The following is an 18144-nucleotide window of genomic DNA, read 5'->3' as shown; positions in this document are numbered from 1 at the left end:
CCCCGGGCCGTAGCGGACGCGCGGCCGGGGCCCGGAGGCCACCGCCTCCGGGCCCCGGCCGCCTCCGGACCCCGCGCGCGTCCGGCCGCCGGGCGCGTCCGGCGGGTGCACGCCTCGGGTGGGGCGGTCGGTTAGGACGCGCGGAGCGAGGGCACACGTAGTAACCGGAGAACCACCCGTGTGGCCCAGTGCGCAAGCCGCCGCACGGTCGATTACCCCGAAACACGTCCCGCACAGCCGGACAGCCAATGCCGCATTCCGGGACACTTCGCGTACATCTCGTGTGCCCGGGGGAAGGACGCCATGACCGCCAAGCCGGACAGCTCCTCGCCCCGTCTCGCCCCGCACGCCTCCGGCGGCCCGGCCGCCGCCGAGCTGCTGCGGTCGCTGCGGCCGATGCTGACCCAGTGGCTGCCCAGACAGCGGTGGTTCGCCGGGAAGGGCCGCGCGCTGGACGGCCTGACCCTCTCCGCCGCCACCGAGCTGCTGCCCCGCCCGGGCACCGGAGCCGCACCGGGCCTGCCGGGGCTGCTGCACCTGCTGCTGGGAGCGCACCAGGGCGACCACGCCGACTGCTACCAACTGCTGCTCGGCGTCCGTCCCGTGCTGCCGCCCGCGCTCGCGCCCGCGCTCATCGGGCGGCCCGCGTGGGGCCCGCTGAAGGGGCTCGCCGTCTACGACGCCGTCCCCGACCAGCGGCTCACCGGCGTCCTGCTGGAGCGGCTGCGCACCCCCGGCCGCGTCGGCGCGCTGCGGTTCGCCCGGGAGGCGGGCGCTCACCTGCCGCCGGGGCTGCCGGCCCGGCCGCTGCGGGCGGAGCAGTCCAACTCCTCGATCGTCTACGGGGACACGTACATCCTGAAGCTGTTCCGCCGGGTGAGCCGGGGCGTCAACCCGGACCTGGAGCTGCCGCTCGCGCTGGCCCGCACCGGGTGTGCGCGGGTCCCCGCCCCGGTCGCCTGGTTCGAGGCGGACGCCGCGGACCCGGTCACCCTCGGCGTGCTCCAGCCATACCTGCCCGGCTCCAGCGACGGCTGGCGGCTCGCCCTGCACGCCCTGCACCGCGAGGCGGACTTCACCGGTGCGGCCCGCTCGCTGGGCCGGGCCACCGCCGAGGTGCACACGGCGCTGGCCGCGGCGCTGCCCACCGCCGTGCTGCGCGGCCCGTCGCTGGCCGCCGTGGCCGAGGAGATGACCGCGCGGCTGAAGGCCGCCTGCGACGCCGTGCCCCAGTTGCGCCCCTACCGCGTCGGACTGCGCGAGGCGTTCGCGGCCGTGCGCGAGCTGGCGGAGGCCGGGCAGGGCTGCCTGGTCCAGCGCGTCCACGGCGACCTGCATCTGGGCCAGGTGCTGCGCACGGCCGCCCGCGACGGCGCGGACGGCGGCTGGTCGGTCATCGACTTCGAGGGCGAGCCGGCCAAGGAGCTGGCCGAGCGGCGGCGCCCGCGGCCGGTGCTCCAGGACGTCGCCGGAATGCTGCGCTCGTTCGACTACGCGGCCTGCCAGCGCGGCGCGTCGGAGTTCTCCCGCCGCTGGGCCGAGGCCACCCGCGACGCCTACTGCGCGGGCTACGCCGAGGCGGGCGGCACCGACCCGCGCGAGCACGCCGCGCTGCTGCGCGCCTACGAGACGGACAAGGCCGTCTACGAGGTGCTCTACGAAGCCCACCACCGCCCCGACTGGCTGCCCATCCCGCTTGCCGCGATCCGCCGTCTCGCGCAGGCCCCGCCATCCCCCAGGAGGACTTCCCCGTGACTCCCCGCCCCGAGGTGCCCGAAACCTTCCGCGCGGCTCCCCCGGCCGCGACGCCCGCCCCGCGCCGCCCGGCCGCGCACCCCGCCGCGGCGGACCCCGCCCCGCCGTCCCCGCAGGCCCCGTCCGCCGAAGCGCCGTCCGGCGAACCCCCGTCCGCCGACGTGCCGACGGCCGCGCCCGCCCCGCCGCTGGACGCCGCCGAGCGGGAGCGGCTGCTGGCCGGGGCGCACCACGACCCGCACGCCGTGCTGGGCGCGCACCCGCGCGAGGGCGGCGTCCTCGTCCGCGCGCTGCGCCCGTTCGCCCGCTCGGTGAGCGTGCTGACGCCGCGCGGGCGGGTGGCGCTGCACAGCGAGGGCGGCGGCCTCTTCGCCGGCGTCCTGCCCGGGCCCGCCGAGGTGCCGGACTACCGGCTGCGCGTCGCCTACGACGGCGACACGGTGATCGAGACCGCCGACCCCTACCGCTTCCTGCCCACCCTGGGCGAGCTCGACCTGCACCTGATCGCCGAGGGCCGGCACGAGGAGCTGTGGACGGCGCTCGGCGCCCACCCCATGACCGTCGACGGCGTGGCGGGCACGCGCTTCACCGTGTGGGCGCCCAACGCGCGGGGCGTGCGGGTGGCGACCGACGCCACCTACTGGGACGGCACCGCCCAGCCGATGCGCTCGCTGGGCTCCAGCGGCGTGTGGGAGCTGTTCCTGCCCGGCGTCGGCGAGGGCACCCGCTACAAGTTCGACGTCTGCCGCCCCGACGGCTCCCACGGGCTGCGCGCGGACCCGATGGCGCGCCGCACCGAGTGCCCGCCGGACACCGCGTCCGTCGTGACGGCGTCCGCCTACCGCTGGGGCGACGCCCAGTGGCTGGCGCGGCGCGCGGAGCGGCCGGTGCACCAGGCGCCGTTCTCCGTCTACGAGGTGCACCTGCCCTCCTGGCGCCCGGGGTCGGGCTACCGCGAGCTGGCCGAGCACCTCCCGGCGTACGTGAAGGACCTCGGCTTCACGCACGTGGAGCTGATGCCGGTGTGCGAGCACCCGTTCGGCGGCTCGTGGGGCTACCAGGTCACCGGCTACTACGCGCCGACGGCCCGGCTGGGCACCCCGGACGACTTCCGGCACCTGGTGGACGCGCTGCACCAGGCGGGCATCGGCGTGCTGATGGACTGGGTGCCCGCCCACTTCCCCAAGGACGACTGGGCGCTGGCGCGCTTCGACGGCACCGCGCTCTACGAGCACCCCGACCCCCAGCGCGCCGAGCACCCGGACTGGGGCACGCTGGAGTTCGACTACGGCCGCGCCGAGGTGCGCAACTTCCTCGTCGCCAACGCCGTGTACTGGTGCGAGGAGTTCCACATCGACGGGCTGCGGGTGGACGCCGTGGCCTCGATGCTCTACCTGGACTACTCGCGCGAGTACGGCCAGTGGTCGCCCAACGAGTTCGGCGGCCGGGAGAACCTGGACGCGGTGCGCTTCCTCCAGGAGATGAACGCCACCGTCTACCGGCGCTGCCCGGGCGTGGTGACGGTCGCGGAGGAGTCCACCGCCTGGGACGGCGTCACCCGGCCCACCCACCAGGCGGGGCCGCAGGGCCGGGGCGGGCTCGGCTTCGGTCTGAAGTGGAACATGGGCTGGATGCACGACTCGCTGGAGTACGTCGCCAAGGAGCCGGTGCACCGCAGGTACCACCACCACGAGATGACGTTCTCGATGGTGTACGCCTACAGCGAGAACTACGTGCTGCCCATCTCGCACGACGAGGTGGTGCACGGCAAGGGCTCGCTGGTGTCGAAGATGCCGGGCGACTGGTGGCAGCGGCGCGCCAACCACCGCGCCTACCTGGGCTACATGTGGGCCCACCCGGGCAAGCAACTGCTGTTCATGGGACAGGAGTTCGCCCAGGGCGCGGAGTGGTCCGAGGGGCACGGCCCGGACTGGTGGCTGCTGGACCCGGCCTACCCCGCCCACGGCGACCACGCCGGCGTCCGCGACCTGGTGCGCGACCTGAACGCCCGGTACGCCGAGACGCCCGCGCTGTGGGAGCGGGACACCGACCCGGCCGGCTTCGCCTGGGTGGAGGCCGACGCCGCCGAGGACAACGTCTTCGCCTTCCTGCGCCTGGCGGCCGACGGCTCGCCGCTGCTGTCGGTCACCAACTTCTCCCCCGTCGTGCGGCACGACTACCGGATCGGGGTGCCCGAGGGCGTCGCGGCGTGGCGGACCGTGCTGAACACCGACGCCACCCGGTACGGCGGCTCGGGGGTGACGCCGCCCGACCCGGTGCGGCCGTGGCCCGTCCCCGCGCAGGGCCGCCCCGCCAGCCTCGCGCTGACCCTGCCGCCGCTGGCCACCCTCTGGCTCCGCCCGGCCTGACGCGCTCAGCTCGCGGGCCGTCCCGCGCTGGGGCACGGTGGGAGGAGCCCCACGCAGGAGGACGGCCCATGAGCGAGCACACCTACCGGGTGACCGAGATCGTCGGCACCTCGCACGAAGGACTGGACGCGGCCATCCGCAACGGCATCGGCCGCGCCGCGCGGACGCTGCACGGCCTGGACTGGTTCGAGGTCACCCAGGTGCGCGGCCACATCGAGGACGGCCGGGTGGCGCACTACCAGGTCGGCCTGAAGGTCGGCTTCCGGCTGGACGACACCGCCGGGTGACCCCGGCGACCGCGCGCCGACCGGCCCGCGCCCCGGACGGTCGGCCGCGCGCCCGCCCCACGCCTCAGCCGACCGGCTCCGGGGCCGCCCGGCCGCCGGCGTCCGGCGCGTCGTCGGCGCCCGAGGCGGCACCCGTCTCCGGCGCGGCGCCCGTGTCCGGCGCGGCACCCGCGTCCGGAGTACCGGCCCGGGCCGGGGCGCCGCGGTCGTGCGGGGCGTCCGGGGCCGCGGTCTCTTCGGCCAGGCGCTGCATGCCGCTCGTCGTCTTCAGCGGCTTCTCCTTCAGCAGCAGCACCGCGACGAACGCCAGGGCGGCGAAGGGGGCCGCGACGAGGAACAGGTCGGCGGTACCGGCCGCGTAGGCCCGCTCCACGACCTCCCGCACCGGCGCGGGCAGCGCGCCCACGTCCGGCACCGCGCCGTGCGCCCCGCCGCCCTCGGGGGCCGCGACGCCCGCCTGTCCGAGCCCGCTGCGCATCTCGTCCGCGACCCGGTGCGCGAGCACCGCGCCCAGCACGCTGGTGCCGATGGTGCCGCCCATGCTGCGGAAGAACGACAGCACGGAGGTGGCCGCGCCCAGGTCGGCCGCCGGAACGTCGTTCTGCGCGGCGAGCACGAGGTTCTGCATCAGCATGCCGACGCCGACGCCCAGCAGCGCCATGTACAGGCTCAGCACGCCGAACCCGGTGTCGGCGTCGATCGTGGAGAGCAGCCCGAGCCCGACCGTCATGATCACCGCGCCGGAGACCAGGTACACCTTCCACCGGCCGGTGGCGCTGATGACCTGCCCGGCCACGGTGGACGACACCAGCAGGCCGCCGATCATCGGCAGGCTCATCAGGCCCGCGACCGTCGGTGACTTGCCGAGCGCCAGTTGGAAGTACTGCGAGAGGAACACCGTGCCGCCGAACATCGCCACGCCGACGAGCAGGCTGGCCACGGTCGTCAGCGTCACGGTGCGGTTGCGGAAGAGGGCGAGCGGGATGATCGGCTCGGGCACCCGCGTCTCGACCCACACCGCGAGCGCCAGCAGCAGCACGCCGCCACCGGTCAGCGCCGCCGTCTGCCAGGAGGCCCAGGCGAACCGGCTGCCCGCCAGCGTCGTCCAGACCAGCAGCGCGCAGACGCCCCCGACGAGCAGGAACGCGCCCAGGTAGTCCACCTTCGCCGCCCGCCGCACGGTGGGCAGGGACAGCGTGCGCTGGAGCAGCACGATCGCCAGGAGCGCGAAGGGGACGCCGATGAAGAAGCACCAGCGCCAGCCGAGCCACGAGGTGTCCACCAGCACGCCGCCGACCAGCGGCCCGATCACCGTGCCCACGGCGAAGACGGCGCCGAAGACGCCCGCGTACCTGCCCAGCCTGCGGGGCGGGATGATCGCGGCCATCACCACCTGCGCGAGCGCGGTCAGGCCGCCGGCGCCCACGCCCTGCACGACGCGGCTGAAGATCAGCAGGCCGGCCTCCTGGGAGAACCCGGCCAGCAGCGACCCCGCCACGAACACGCCCAGCGAGAGCTGGAGCAGCAGCTTCTTGTTGTAGAGGTCGGAGAGCTTGCCCCACAGCGGGACGGTGGCGGTCATCGCCAGCAGCTCGGCGGTGACGACCCAGGTGTAGGCGGACTGGCTGGCGCCCAGGTCCGCGATGATGCGCGGCAGCGCGTTGGCCACGACCGTGCCGGCCAGGATGGCGACGAACATCCCGGCCATGAGGCCGGACATGGCCTGGAGTATCTGGCGGTTGGTCATGTCGGTGGGCGCCCGGTCCACCGGGGTGTCGACTGCGGTCACGGGTCCTGCTTTCGGTGGGAGTCGGCGACGGGCTCGGTCAGGCCCGCGGCGAGCTGGTCGAAGACGCGCCGGAACACCTCGGAGAACGCCCGTTCCGGACGGCGACGGGCGCACCAGTGCTGCACGGCGACGCGCACGGCGGTGGCCGACATGGCCGCCAGCAGCCTCGGGTACAGCTCCAGCGCCGCGGCGTCCCGGGGCGCGGCGTCCCGGGGCTCGGCGCCCTGGGAGGCGGCGCCCTGGGGCTCGGCGTCCCGGGGCGCGTTCCCCATGCGCTGGGCGACGGCCAGGGCCAGGCCCTCCTCGTCCGCCATGTGGGCGCCCAGGCTGCGGGCGAGCAGGTGCGGCGAGCGCTGGAGCACCTGCGCGCGCAGCTCCCACACCTCGTGCCGCTGCTCGACGTCGACCAGCTCGGCGGCGAGCGCGTCCCGTACGGCGACGAGCGGCGGGTGGTCCTCGGGCGCGTCCAGCACGGCCCGCCGGACGCGCGCCCCCACCTCGGCGTCGAGCATGACGAAGGCGTCGTCGTGGCTGTCGAAGTAGTTGAAGAACGTGCGCGGAGAGACCCCGGCGGCCTGGCTGATCGCCTCCACGGTGACGTTCTCCGCCCCGTGCTCGACCGCCAGCCGCACCGCGGCCTCCGCCAGCGCCGCGCGCGTCGCCCGCTTCTTGCGCTCGCGCAGCCCGAGCGCCTCTCTCTCCGTCACGCTTTGCAGGGTATGCAAAAATGCAGTCGGTGCAAAATCAGCACCGGGCCACCCACGGCGACCGCTGGCCCGCCATCGCGCACAGCACCGCGTGCAGCAGCGCGGTGTGCACCAGCCGACCGTCCGGCGCCGGCCTGCTGTACCAGCTCAGCGGCCACGTGTCCCCGCCGAGCGCGGGCACGCCGACGTAGCAGCGCCGGTTCTGCCCGGCCTGCCCCGTGAGCAGTTCCACACCCCTCGGCCAGCGCCGGTTGCCCGTGCTGCCGGGCGCCACGAGGAAGTACGCCGCCCGTCGGCCGTCCCGCTCCAGGACCACCGGACCCGGGTCCCCGCCGGTCAGCTCCCCGAACTGCTCCGCGACGTCCCGCCCGTGCGGCCCGGCCACCCGCACGGCGTCGAAGTACACCCCGGCCACCCGCAGGTGGCACCCGAGCAACGGCACCCAGGGGATGCGCGGATCACGACTTTCACTGTTCATGGGTCGAGTGTCGGACGCGCGGCCTACCGTATGTAATGCCGTGGACTCGATAGGTGACCGAGTCGCGCGTTGATCGAACGCGAGTTGCGGCATGTCGAGCCATGTCGAGAGGGGAAGCTCGTGGCAGAGGAAGAGAACCGCCGAATGGCGTCCGCGACCCGTCAGGCAATCGCCGACCTCGCTCGCTCGGCGCGGGAGGAACGAGGTCTCTCCCAGGAGGAACTGGGACGGTTGATCAACTACTCAGGTGCCGCCGTCAGCAAACTGGAGACGTGCAAGGACGGCGTCACGATCAAGATGCTCTCCCTACTGGACCGCGAGTTGTTCGACGGCCGCAGGATTCTCACCAAACTGCTGCCATACGTGGACGTCGACCGCTTTCCGCCTCACTTCCGGGACTACGCGCTGCTCGAACGCGACGCGATCAGCGTCTGCGGCTACCAGACCATGGTCGTGGACGGTCCCTTCCAGACCGAGGCGTACGCCACGGCCGTGATCAAGGGCGCCTACCCCGCGGTGACAACGGACGCGGCCGAACAGTTCGTGCAGGCGCGAGTCGCCAGGCAGGCGCTCTTCGAGCGCACGCATCCCATGCCCCACTTGGAACTGGTGCAGGAAGAGTCCTCTTTGCTGCGTCAGTTCGGCACACCTGCGACCATGCGCGAGCAACTGTGGCACCTCGTGGAGCTTTCCAAGCGACCCAACATCACCGTGCAGGTACTGCCGTTGAACTGCGGTTCAAGAGGCGAGCACGCAGGCACGGAAGGCCCCATGAAACTGTTCGAGCGTCCTGACCACAGCCGTGTGGTGTACCTGGAAGCACAACGGCGCGGTCTGTTGATCACGCAACCGGAAGAAGTGTCCGAGCTGACGCAGCGATATGCCATGATCCGCGCACAGGCTCTGGGCCCTTACGAGTCGCGTGACCTGATCCTGCGGAAAGCCGAGGAGTTCACATGAGCGTTATGGAGAAGCAGTTCAACCTCCAGTGGCACAAGTCCACGTACAGCGATGGAAGCGGAGGCGACTGCGTGGAGGTGGCCGCGTGTGGGTGTGCGGAGTCGGTGGTGCACGTGCGGGACTCCAAGGACACCGCACGCGGCTCACTCGCCTTCACCCCCACCGCGTGGACGGCCTTCCTGGCCCACACCGCGCGCTGACGCAGCGGCCCGCCCCGGCCCCGTCGGCACGGCAGCGCGCGCGGGACACCGCCCACGCGGCTGACCGTGCCGGCGGAAGCGCCACCCCGGAGGCGTCCACGAGTGCGGCACCCGGGAGGCGTCCCCGAGAGCGCCACCCCGGGGCCCGCCAGGCGCACCGCGACGTGCGCGCCTGGCGGGGCCGGTTGTCCACACCGCGCACGGCCGCCGACGGCTCCCCGTCACGGACGGCCTGTTCCCGCCGTCGCGGCGGCCCCCTCTCCGCTCCGGCGGCCACGTCAAGCCCCGTCGGCCGATACGTCCGCCCAGCCCTCGGCCGGGTCGTCGCCCGCCGCGCGTGGACCGCGTCCGGAAGTCCCCGGCGAACCGGACGGCGAGAGGTGAGCGGGGGCGGCGCGACGCCGACCGGTGCGGCGCCGACGGCGTACGCACTCGCCCACACGCTTGACCCCGCAGCCCGCACGGCCCTACGTTTAAGTAGTTGCTTAATTAAGAAGGTGCCGAAGTGCAGGACGCGTCCACGACCCTCGACCTCGTCTTCGGCGCCCTGGCCGAGCCGAACCGGCGCGCGATGCTGGCACGGCTCAGCCGGGGCCCGGCCACCGCCGGGGAGCTGGCCCGGCCGCTGGAGATCAGCAAGCCGGCCGTCTCGCAGCACCTGAAGGTCCTGGAGGCGGCGGGGCTCGTGGTCCGCACCCGGCAGGCGCAGTGGCGTACCTGCACGCTGCGCACCGACCCGCTCGACGAGGCGTCCGCCTGGCTCGACCGGCAGCGCGCCGCGTGGCAGGAGAGCTTCGACGCGCTGGAGGACCGGCTCCGGGAGATGAAGCGCGAGCGGAACCCGGAAGCGGCCGGGGGCCACCACCAGGAAGGGACGAACGAACGATGACCGAGAACGCGAAGCCGATCGACATGTCGCAGGGCTTCACCATCACCAGGGTGCTCGACGCCCCGCGCGACCTCGTGTGGCGGGCGTGGACCGAGCCCGACGAGATGGCGCGGTGGCTCCACCCCCGGGGCGCCACCACGCCGCGCGAGGAGGTGCACGTCGATCTGCGGGTCGGCGGCCGCTACGGCTACGTGATGGTCTCGGACGAGACCGGCGAACGCGTCTCGACCGGCGGGGCCTACCTGGAGATCACCGAGCCCGAGCGCCTGGTCTTCACCTGGGGCTACCCGGACGCCGCGGTCGAGGACTCCCCCGTCGTCACACTGGCCTTCGCCGACCTCGGCGGCAGGACGGAGATGACCTTCCGCCTCCAGGGGGCTCCGGGGCACGCGGGCGACGGGTTCATGCACGACGGCTGGACCTCCACGCTCGACAGCCTCGCCGAGAACCTGGCCGAGCCCTCCCCGCCGAGGGCTCCCGGTGCCCCGCGCGGCGCGGTCCGCCGGATGGAGCACGTGGGCGTCGTCGTCGACGACCTGGAGTCCGCCACGGCGTTCTTCGTCGACCTGGGCCTCGAACTCCAGGGCCGGGCCCCGGTCGAGGGCCGCTGGGTGGACCGCGTCGTGGGGCTCGAAGGGGTCAGGGCGGAGGTCGCGGTCGTGCAGACGCCGGACGGCCACGGACGGCTGGAGCTGACGAAGTTCCACACCCCGGCGGACCACGGCGGCAGCCGCGACGGGGCGCCGAACGCCCTGGGCCTCCGCCACGTCGCGTTCGCCGTCGAGGACATCGACGCCGTCGTCTCCCGCCTGCGGGCCCGCGGCACGGAACTCGTCGGCGACCTGGAGCGCTACGAGGACAGCTACCGCCTGTGCTACGTCCGCGGCCCGGAAGGCATCATCGTCGAACTGGCCGAGCGGATCACCTGACCCCGCCCCGCCCCCCGGCCAGCCTCCGAGACCACCGGCCCCGCTCCGTTCCACCGGAACACCGCCACCCGCCGACCGCGGGTTTGCTCGTCGGCCACCACCGTGAAGTACTCGTCCAGGACGGACAGCTTCACCTTGTCCCGCTTGGTCGCGGCGGGCCTGGCCACCTCGGCCGCGTCTGTGACGAGGACTATCTCCCGCTCGGCGAGCATCCCGGCCTCTATCCGAGCCGGGCTCGCCTCCACCCCCTTGAGCGTCCCCGACGCCTCCGGACTCTCCGCCAGGGCGATGTCGCGCAGACCGGCGAAGGCGTCGGGAGAGACCAACCTGGTGTCGCGCCGCGCTGCCGGCACGAAGACCACCGCGCTCCCCGGCCCCTTGAGCCGCCGCACGTCCGCCGCCACCGCCAGAACGTCGTCCACCCGACTCGCCGGGGAGCGCTTGGCCAGCGACTGCGGCAGCAGGGCCAGCACCGCCACGGCGACCACCACGGGGACGGTCCACGCCGACGCCCTGGGAAACCGCGGCGTCACCGCCCGCGCCACAGCATCAAGCGTCGCCCCGATCAGCAAGGCCAGGCCCAGCAGGCTGAACAGGACGTACCGTTCCAAGAACATCGGCTTGACCAGGGACATACCGATCAGGGATATCTGCGGCACCGCCAGCAGGGGCAACCCGACGGCCGCCACCGACAGCCGGCCCACCCGCGGCCGGTCCACCAGGGCCCCGACACCGCCGATGGCCAAGAGGACCGCTGGGCCGATCATCATGTGCCAGGACAGCGGCGGTATCCAGGATATCTGTTGCGCCTGCCCCCGAGTGAACAGGATCAGCGGCATGGCACACGCTGTGGCGCATGCGGAGGCCGCCGCCCAGCGCGTCCACATCCCGCGCCGGGGCCGCGTCCACAGCAAGGTCGCCAGGTGGGCGGGCAGCATCAGCAGCGACAACCAGTTCAACCACCCGCACAGCAGCGTCACGCCACCGTACGCCGCCCAAAGCAGCGGCTGACGACGCCGTCCTCTGAGCGCGGTCACCAACAGCAGTGTCGAGACCGCGGCTCCGGCCGTGACGATCGCATACGGTCGGCCTTCTTGCAGGTGGAACTGCACGGCCGGAAGTAACCCGAACGCCAGCCCTCCCCCCAGGCCCGCCCGGACGCCGCCCAGGTGGCGGCCGATGACCGTCACACACGACGCCGCCACCGCCATGGCCAGGACGGAGGGCAGCCGCAACGTCGTGGTACCGGCTCCGAAGCACTCGAAGAGGCCGTGCATCAGCAGGTAGTAGAGCCCGTGAACAGCGTCGACCTGCTCCAGCATGTGCCAGATCTCGCCGGTCGACCGCGCGGCCACCTGCCAGGTCGCCGCCTCGTCCCGCCAGACGCTGTGCCGCCGGGACAGCCCCCACACCCCGAGGGCGAGGGTCCACAGGAACGGAATCAACCAAACGGGCGGACGACGCCGCAGAATATCCATGCAGGTGTGCACGAGGCGCGCAAGACTCATGGAGCCGACGTCACGGTGCAGTTCTTGCGCTCGGCCGCGTCGGCCGCCAGGGCCGTGAGAAGCGCCTCCTGAAGCTCCGGGCCCGCCTCACCGCTCTCGGCCTCCAGCGTGGCCAGGACGTGCAGGCCCTCATGACCAGACCGGCACTCGGAACTCTTCCACCGCAGACCGTCGTCCGATCCCTCGGGTTGCGACCGCTGTAGCCCGCCGACGCGGTAGGTGTCCGTGAAGGCACCGAAGAAGGAAGAGAACCGCAGAACCTTCTCCCCCGACTCGTTCAGCAGGAAGCAGTCCTCCACGGGCGTGTCCGGACTGGTCGGCGCTTCGAGGACCCGGCGAAGACCCGCCTGCGCCGCGACCTCGGCCACGGCCCCCGCCCCGGAGCACGTACCCGAAGCCGCGGCGAGACCGACCGGATCGGCGTAGTTCGCACTGGGCACCCACTCCGCGGGCGGAGTGCCCGCCGGCACGTCACAGCCCCACTTCCGCCCCGCCTCCTTGGCGGCGGCGGTGACGATGCGCGACAGAGCCAGGCGCCTGTCCTCCTCACGGAACCCCGGAGACATGACCGCGTAACCCTCGCCCTGCACCCACAGGTACTCCGCACGGCCGTCGCCGCAGGAAAGCGCGAGGGTGACGTGGGTGAGCAGGTCCCCTCCCTCCGTCACGACGCCCGGCCAGCCTTCACCGATAGGCGCCGAAGAAGCGGAACTGGCTTGCAGCAGATAGTGCCGGATCTCCCTCAAGATCCACAGGTTTCTTTCCCCCTTGCTCACCCGGAGCCTGAATCCGGGAAAGCGGTCCGCCGACCTGACGCGACAGTTCGTCAACGTCTCGGACGGAACGTCCCCCTCCAAGGGCAGTTGACGAGCCCTGACCCCCCGCTCCCCCAGCAGGGTCCGCGCACTCGCCAGGGAGACGATGCCGTCGCACGCGTCATCCAGAGAACGCTTCGCCTGCCACTCATCCACCGTACCCGTGGCATACAACCCGCCCCCGGCGACCAGGAGAACACCACACACCAAGGCAGCGATCTTCTTCTTCATCTGCCTCTCCTAGTCACTTCCGAGATATGTACTGGCAGCCGTTCGCCCATTTTCTGCGTACAGCAGCGCCTCAGCTTGCAAAAGGTCCACAGCACTGCCGTCACGGTCCATGCCCCGCTCTTCGGCCCAGTCGCCAATGCCAAGAGTTACCACTTTCTCTGTAGTGAGGTACTCCTTGGCAATCTCTGCGTTCTTCTCTCCTGTGGCATCAGCCTCGACCTCACCCGCCCAGACGCTAGCCAATGTGTCGATAATGCGTTGCGCCCCGTCGCCACCGGGGAATGGAGTCACCATTCCACCTAGGACGTGATAGGCAACTTTCGAACTCCACTGAGCCTCAGATACACGCTTATCAGTGAGATCAGCAGCGATGTCCTGCCGGATACCGTCAAACACCCCCATGGCCTTCGCCCCCAAGACCGCTTCGTTCCGCACCTCATCGTCCTGCGCAGTTCTGTCTTCGGAAAATTCCGCCATCGCTTCCCTGAACCGCATACGCTCCATCTCGTGTAGGACGCTGTAAGCTTCGGGATCCTCCGAAAGTCCACGCATGACGCGAACGAGTTTATCAACTTCCGGAGCAATGCGCCAATCCCCAGAATCATCACGCCACGTCGAGTTATCCACCAAACGTTCGTCATCCACACTGCCCAGGACAATGTGGGTATCCTGGCCATACTCAGCAAGGGCGTTGGCGACGGGCCGGCGAATATTCTCCGGGAACTCGAAACTACTGGGAATCGATTTTTCCGTGGCGGGGTCCAGGAGCGTCACCGTCTCCTGCATGACTCGGGCCTGGGCCTCCGTGTGGGGGGCGTTGAGGCGGGGTGGCTCGTTCTCGCCCAGTGGGGGTGCTCCGGTGGCGGCGGCTTCGAGTACCTTGCCCAGTCCGGTGTGGCTGTCGGAGAACCGGGCGTCAGGCCCGGTGTGCTGGGCGTTCGAACCCATCTCGACGGTGTCCCGGAAGTTCCAGTCCCGCTCGTCGAGCAGGTACGTGAGCGTGTCGTTGTCCTTCGCCGGGTCGAGGTAGTTCGTCGCGGTGTCCGGACTCCTGCTCATGAGACCCAGGGTCGCGTCCAGCGGGTCCCTGGCGAACGAGTCGCCGTCCTCGCCGGAGAACGAGGTGTCCAGGTCCCAGAGATCGGGGTCGCCGCCCTGTGCCGGGTCCTCCGCCGCCCGTATGTCGTCGGCCAGGCCGTGCAGGACCTCCTCGTCGTAGCCGCTGCCGTGCTGCATGAGGGTGAGCAGGCTCTGATAGCCCCGGGCTCGCTGCCCCGCGTCCTCGTTGTGCTCGCCCACCTGGACGCCGTACTCCGCCACCCCGGCTTCGCGCATGCCGTCACGCCAGGCGCGCAGGAAGTCCTTGTCCGCCGCGGTGCCCTTGCCGTCGACCGTGGTGGCCGTGGCGATGGTGTTCGCCAGCCCTTCCTGGACCGAGAGGTACTGCCGCTTCTCGGCGGCGTCCGCGGAGTAGGTGCGGGCGTGCAGCTCGTTGGCCGCGCCGATGGTGCCTTCGGCGTCGAGGGCGTTCAGCAGGGTGCGGCTGAACTCGGTGTCCCCCTCGTTCTGCCGCACGAGGAACTCCAGCTCGGCGAGCTCCTCCGCGGTGAGCTGCTCGCCGCTTTCGAGCTTCGCGTACAGTTCGCTGGCGCGTCCGGCGTTCACCGCACCGACGTCGCCGTGCAGGGAGGCGTCGAAGCCGTCCACCAGGCCCGTGCCGTCCGAGGGGTTGGCCATGAGGGCGAGCTTGATGTTCTCGTCGGCCTGCTGGACGGCTACGACCGCGTCGCTGATCTTCCCCGTCCACGAGTCCTCCAGCTCCTGGCGGGCCATCTGGTTGCGCCGGTAGATCTCCGCCTCGTCCTCGTCGAGCCTGCTCAGGTCGAGCGAACACCGCCCGTAGGGGTTGACCTCCATACCGGCCTGCTCGGCGTCGTCCCTGGCACCGGTCACCCTGTTCCTGAGCCGGGTGAGCGTGCCGTGGGCCTCGTCCAGCAGGTCGGCCACCGCCCACGCCTCGTCGCGCGCGGCGGCGTACTCCTCCTGCGTCATCTGGGCCTGGCTCTTGAAGGCGCTGACCGACTGCCCCAGCCAGTTCTCCGACTCGGCGGCGGCCCTGACGTGGTCGCCGTAGTCGCCGTGCAGGGTGTCGAACCGGTCCCCCATGCGCCGCCAGGCGGAGGCCGCGGTGCTCAGGCCGGAGAGGTCGGCGCTGATGATGGTCGCGTAGTCGACGGCCACGGTGGTTCCTCAGAGCTCCGTTATCGGGCTGGGCGCGGAGGACGGCCGGTACGGCGACGCGTACGGGGGGTGCGGACCGCCCGGCGCCAGGTCGGCGATCGGGCTGACGAACTGGTGATTGATGCCGGTGAACGTGGCGCCGGTGTCCAGCTCCGTGCCCTGGAAGAGCACGTTCGTCCGCCGCAGGCCGTTGAGTTCGCCTTCGAGCCGGGCGGTGAGCCGTTTGCAGTTGCGGTGCCACTCCTCCAGCCGGCCGTCGAGCCCGGTCCGTACCTCCCAGCCCCGCAGGGAGCCCGCGCTGACCGTGCTGGGGGCGGTCCTGCTGCCGACCACGGCCGTGGTGTCCCCGTCCGCGAGGGCTCCGGCCTTGTGCGTGTCCGGGCCCAGGTGCTCCTCGATGTACCGCGCGGCCTTCTTCTTCTCGGCCTCGGAGTGCGCCATGTCCGAGCCGGGTGGCGGTCCGAAGATGCCCGGTTCGGGTGCGGTGCCGTTCCGCGTCGTCGTCGGCCGGTCGTCGTCCAGGGCCATGGGTTCCCCTCCCCTTGTCCTTACCCCCGGGCTCGGCGCTGGCGTGCGGGCGGGCGGGTGCCGGTGGCGGCGCGCGCCCGCTACGTCGTGCGTGCCGAGCCCGCACTGATCGTAACGGGAGGGGTGTGCGGGGCCGGTGGGGCCATCCGGCCGCGCTCGACCGCCGACTCCTCGCCTGCCGGGGGGCGTTCGCGGGCCGGTGCGGCGCCCGCCGTGGCGCCGGGAGCGGGGCCTGGGGGGCCGCTGGTCCAGGCCAAGGGCTACCGTCAGGTAGGAACAGGGGTTACGCTGGTCCGCACGGTGTCGCGGGGGGCGCTGGAGCAATCTACAGTTTGTTGATTCGGGTGAACGCACGGTGGGTCCCGGCACGTCGTCGCCTCTAGCGTTGCCTGATGCACGCACGACCGCCCTTCGACGCCGCCGCGGCCCGTCGCCTGCGGGAGTCGCTCGGTATGACCCCCGCCCACGTCGCCTACGGCATGTGGGCCGCCTTCGGGCTCCGCGTCACCCCCGAGACGATCGCCGCCTGGGAGCTCTCGGAGGACTCCCCCGACGAGAAGCAGCTCGCCGCGCTGGCCGGTGCGCTGTGGTGCTCGCCCGGTGACCTGCTGGGGCGGCCGCGCACCCTGCACGAGTACCGGCTGGTGCGCGGTACGGCGCTCACCGACGTGGCGCTGCGGATCGGCATGCCGGCGGCCCAGTACGCCGAGGTGGAGCGGACCGGGCGGTGGACGGGGACGGACCAGCAGGCCGCCACCCTCGCGGCGGTGCTGGGCCTGTCGACGCGGACGCACGTCGAACTGGTCGGCAGGGACGGCAAGCTGGCCGACCAGCTCCGCAGCGCGGCCGGCTCGCGCTGGCAGGCGTACGTCAAGCCGGTGTGCAGGCTGCTGCCGCAGGTGGAGACGGCCACGGTCGAACGCGTCCTGGAGCGCCTGCACGACGAGTTCCACCAGCGCAGCTTCTCCTCGCTGAGCTGGATCGACACCGGCACCGAGACCGGCAGCAGCTCCGTGGACGCCGGGCGGCGGTACCTGGACCGGGTGACCGAGCACTTCTGGGCCCACCTGGAGGCCGTCCGGCACGACGGCTGAGACCGGACGACCCGGCGCGGGGGACGCCCGGGCCGGTGCGGGGCGCCCGGCCCGGTGCGGGGCGCCCGACCCGGTGCGGGGCGCCCGACCCGGCGCGGGGCGCCCGACCCGGCGCGGGGCGCCCGACCCGGCGCGGGGCGCCCGACCCGGCGCGGGGCGCCCGACCCGGCGCGGGGCGCCCGACCCGGCGCGGGGCGTCAGAAGACCGCTTCCGTCTCGTCCATGCGCTCCTGCGGCACCGTCTTCAGCTCGCGCGTCGCGTCGGCCAGCGGGGCCATGACGATGTCCGTGCCGCGCAGCGCCGTCATCATGCCGAAGTCCCCCCGGTGCGCGGCCTCGACCGCGTGCCAGCCGAACCGGGTGGCCAGCACGCGGTCGTACGCCGTCGGGGTGCCGCCGCGCTGGACGTGGCCGAGGATGACCGGGCGGGCCTCGGTGCCCAGGCGGCCCTCCAGCTCGCGCGCGAGGCGGTTGCCGATCCCGGTGAAGCGCTCGTGCCCGTACTGGTCGATGACGCCCTTCTCGTAGGACATCGTCCCCTCGGCCGGACGGGCGCCCTCGGCGACGCAGATGACGGCGAACTTCTTGCCGCGCGCGAACCGCTCCTGGACCATCTTCGTCAGCGCGTCGACCTGGAAGGGCCGCTCGGGCAGGCAGATGCCGTGGGCGCCGCCGGCCATGCCCGCCTCGAGCGCGATCCACCCCGCGTGCCGCCCCATGACCTCGACGACCATGACGCGCTGGTGGGACTCGGCGGTGGTCTTCAGCCGGTCCATCGCCTCGGTGGCCACGCCGACGGCGGTGTCGAAGCCGAACGTGCGGTCGGTGGCGGAGATGTCGTTGTCGATGGTCTTCGGCACGCCGACGACGGGCAGACCGGCGTCGGAGAGCATGCTGGCGGCGGTCAGCGTGCCCTCGCCGCCGATGGGGACCAGCGCGTCGATGCCCAGGCGGGCGAGCAGCTCCTCGCCGTTCGCGCACGCTTCCGTCAGGCGGTCGCGCTCCAGCCGGGCCGACCCCAGGATCGTCCCGCCGCGGGCGAGGATGCCGCCCACGGAGTTGAGGTCCAGCTCCCGGTAGCGGCCGTCGAGCAGGCCCTTGTAGCCGTCCTCGAAGCCGATAACCTCGTCCCCCCGGTCGGCCACGGCCCGGTGCACGACGGACCGGATGACGGCGTTCAGGCCGGGACAGTCGCCGCCGGCGGTGAGGACTCCGATACGCATGCTTTCGCTCTTCCTGATCGGGGACGGTCCGATGGGGCGGTGGGATTGTTTCACGTCTTGAACGCACGACGCCGTGCCTGTCCGCATGCCGATCCCCGCCCGGACCGGCCCGCACTCCCACGCCCCGCCCACCCTCTCCCA

16 protein-coding genes are annotated in these 18144 nt (G+C 72.5%); 8 read left to right on the top strand and 8 right to left on the bottom strand.

Translation table 11 applies throughout. The annotated features are described in order from the left end of the window. Nucleotides 1-303 precede the first annotated feature (303 nt). The 3 genes from OSB71_RS00560 to OSB71_RS00550 all read left to right on the top strand — a co-directional run bounded on the left by OSB71_RS00560 (nt 304) and on the right by OSB71_RS00550 (nt 4411). Entirely contained in the window at nt 304-1755 is a 1452-nt protein-coding gene (locus OSB71_RS00560; protein ID WP_265942911.1) for a maltokinase N-terminal cap-like domain-containing protein, read from the top strand. Further along, on the top strand, nt 1680-4124 hold the full coding sequence (gene glgB / locus OSB71_RS00555; RefSeq protein WP_416237174.1) for a 1,4-alpha-glucan branching enzyme: 2445 nt from the start codon (nt 1680-1682) through the stop codon (nt 4122-4124). The genes OSB71_RS00560 and glgB overlap by 76 nt, the downstream gene beginning before the upstream one ends. A gap of 68 nt (nt 4125-4192) precedes the next feature. After that, nucleotides 4193-4411 (top strand): dodecin, encoded by a 219-nt coding sequence (locus OSB71_RS00550; RefSeq protein ID WP_265942907.1) that lies wholly within the window; start codon nt 4193-4195, stop codon nt 4409-4411. 64 nt (nt 4412-4475) lie between these two features. Here the strand turns inward: OSB71_RS00550 and OSB71_RS00545 are convergent, their stop codons facing one another. Genes OSB71_RS00545 through OSB71_RS00535 form a run of 3 tightly spaced genes read right to left on the bottom strand, consistent with a single transcriptional unit; the run spans nt 4476 to nt 7385 of the window. Further along, complete coding sequence (locus OSB71_RS00545) at nt 4476-6158, bottom strand: MDR family MFS transporter (protein ID WP_265943333.1); 1683 nt, start codon at nt 6156-6158, stop codon at nt 4476-4478. Between the two features lie 38 nt (nt 6159-6196). Continuing rightward, nucleotides 6197-6916, bottom strand: a complete 720-nt coding sequence (locus OSB71_RS00540; RefSeq protein WP_265943331.1) for a TetR/AcrR family transcriptional regulator — start codon at nt 6914-6916, stop codon at nt 6197-6199. Nucleotides 6917-6944: 28 nt separating this feature from the next. After that, nucleotides 6945-7385 (bottom strand): hypothetical protein, encoded by a 441-nt coding sequence (locus OSB71_RS00535; RefSeq protein WP_265942905.1) that lies wholly within the window; start codon nt 7383-7385, stop codon nt 6945-6947. A gap of 120 nt (nt 7386-7505) precedes the next feature. Between OSB71_RS00535 and OSB71_RS00530 the strand changes: the two genes are divergently transcribed. From OSB71_RS00530 to OSB71_RS24450, 4 genes are all read left to right on the top strand, one after another. After that, nucleotides 7506-8345 (top strand): helix-turn-helix domain-containing protein, encoded by an 840-nt coding sequence (locus tag OSB71_RS00530; protein WP_265942903.1) that lies wholly within the window; start codon nt 7506-7508, stop codon nt 8343-8345. Further along, nucleotides 8342-8545 carry a DUF397 domain-containing protein gene (locus OSB71_RS00525; RefSeq protein ID WP_265942901.1) on the top strand — a complete coding sequence of 68 codons (204 nt, stop codon included), beginning with the start codon at nt 8342-8344 and terminating at the stop codon, nt 8543-8545. Before OSB71_RS00530 ends, OSB71_RS00525 begins: the two co-directional genes overlap by 4 nt. A gap of 505 nt (nt 8546-9050) precedes the next feature. Further along, nucleotides 9051-9434, top strand: coding sequence for an ArsR/SmtB family transcription factor (locus tag OSB71_RS00520; RefSeq protein WP_265942899.1), 384 nt, complete (start codon nt 9051-9053; stop codon nt 9432-9434). Next, nucleotides 9431-10363, top strand: a complete 933-nt coding sequence (locus tag OSB71_RS24450; protein ID WP_323055240.1) for an SRPBCC domain-containing protein — start codon at nt 9431-9433, stop codon at nt 10361-10363. Before OSB71_RS00520 ends, OSB71_RS24450 begins: the two co-directional genes overlap by 4 nt. Here OSB71_RS24450 and OSB71_RS00505 read toward each other — a convergent pair. Genes OSB71_RS00505 through OSB71_RS00490 form a run of 4 tightly spaced genes read right to left on the bottom strand, consistent with a single transcriptional unit; the run spans nt 10309 to nt 15686 of the window. Beyond that, a complete protein-coding gene (locus OSB71_RS00505) occupies nt 10309-11871 on the bottom strand; it encodes a glycosyltransferase family 39 protein (RefSeq protein WP_265942897.1) in 1563 nt (520 codons plus the stop codon). The genes OSB71_RS24450 and OSB71_RS00505 overlap by 55 nt on opposite strands. Beyond that, nucleotides 11868-12917: a hypothetical protein gene (locus OSB71_RS00500; protein ID WP_265942895.1), complete on the bottom strand. Its 1050-nt coding sequence runs from the start codon at nt 12915-12917 to the stop codon at nt 11868-11870. The genes OSB71_RS00505 and OSB71_RS00500 overlap by 4 nt, the downstream gene beginning before the upstream one ends. A 9-nt stretch (nt 12918-12926) precedes the next feature. Then, on the bottom strand, nt 12927-15158 hold the full coding sequence (locus OSB71_RS00495) for a hypothetical protein (protein WP_265942893.1): 2232 nt from the start codon (nt 15156-15158) through the stop codon (nt 12927-12929). A 9-nt stretch (nt 15159-15167) separates the two neighbouring features. Beyond that, the gene (locus OSB71_RS00490) at nt 15168-15686 is read right to left on the bottom strand and encodes a hypothetical protein (RefSeq protein WP_265942891.1); all 519 of its coding nucleotides are present in this window, start codon (nt 15684-15686) and stop codon (nt 15168-15170) included. Nucleotides 15687-16078: 392 nt separating this feature from the next. Between OSB71_RS00490 and OSB71_RS00485 the strand changes: the two genes are divergently transcribed. Continuing rightward, complete coding sequence (locus OSB71_RS00485) at nt 16079-16780, top strand: helix-turn-helix domain-containing protein (protein WP_265942890.1); 702 nt, start codon at nt 16079-16081, stop codon at nt 16778-16780. Between the two features lie 197 nt (nt 16781-16977). Here OSB71_RS00485 and OSB71_RS00480 read toward each other — a convergent pair whose 3' ends face one another. After that, nucleotides 16978-18003, bottom strand: a complete 1026-nt coding sequence (locus tag OSB71_RS00480; RefSeq protein WP_265942888.1) for an ATP-dependent 6-phosphofructokinase — start codon at nt 18001-18003, stop codon at nt 16978-16980. Nucleotides 18004-18144 lie beyond the last annotated feature (141 nt).

It is taken from the genome of Streptomyces marinisediminis, from assembly GCF_026262575.1.
Classification (GTDB): Bacteria; Actinomycetota; Actinomycetes; order Streptomycetales; family Streptomycetaceae; genus Streptomyces; species Streptomyces marinisediminis.
The sequence above is the reverse complement of the archived record's forward strand: the minus strand, read 5'-3'. Positions and strand labels throughout refer to the sequence as shown.

Excerpts from the sequence above, each read along its gene's own strand:
- OSB71_RS00560 (WP_265942911.1), top strand. The coding sequence starts at position 304 with ATGACCGCCAAGCCGGACAGCTCCTCGCCCCGTCTCGCCCCGCACGCC.
- OSB71_RS00550 (WP_265942907.1), top strand. The coding sequence starts at position 4,193 with ATGAGCGAGCACACCTACCGGGTGACCGAGATCGTCGGCACCTCGCAC.
- OSB71_RS00545 (WP_265943333.1), bottom strand. The coding sequence starts at position 6,158 with ATGACCAACCGCCAGATACTCCAGGCCATGTCCGGCCTCATGGCCGGG.
- OSB71_RS00535 (WP_265942905.1), bottom strand. The coding sequence starts at position 7,385 with ATGAACAGTGAAAGTCGTGATCCGCGCATCCCCTGGGTGCCGTTGCTC.
- OSB71_RS00525 (WP_265942901.1), top strand. The coding sequence starts at position 8,342 with ATGAGCGTTATGGAGAAGCAGTTCAACCTCCAGTGGCACAAGTCCACG.
- OSB71_RS24450 (WP_323055240.1), top strand. The coding sequence starts at position 9,431 with ATGACCGAGAACGCGAAGCCGATCGACATGTCGCAGGGCTTCACCATC.
- OSB71_RS00505 (WP_265942897.1), bottom strand. The coding sequence starts at position 11,871 with ATGAGTCTTGCGCGCCTCGTGCACACCTGCATGGATATTCTGCGGCGT.
- OSB71_RS00500 (WP_265942895.1), bottom strand. The coding sequence starts at position 12,917 with ATGAAGAAGAAGATCGCTGCCTTGGTGTGTGGTGTTCTCCTGGTCGCC.
- OSB71_RS00490 (WP_265942891.1), bottom strand. The coding sequence starts at position 15,686 with ATGGCCCTGGACGACGACCGGCCGACGACGACGCGGAACGGCACCGCA.
- OSB71_RS00485 (WP_265942890.1), top strand. The coding sequence starts at position 16,079 with ATGCACGCACGACCGCCCTTCGACGCCGCCGCGGCCCGTCGCCTGCGG.
- OSB71_RS00480 (WP_265942888.1), bottom strand. The coding sequence starts at position 18,003 with ATGCGTATCGGAGTCCTCACCGCCGGCGGCGACTGTCCCGGCCTGAAC.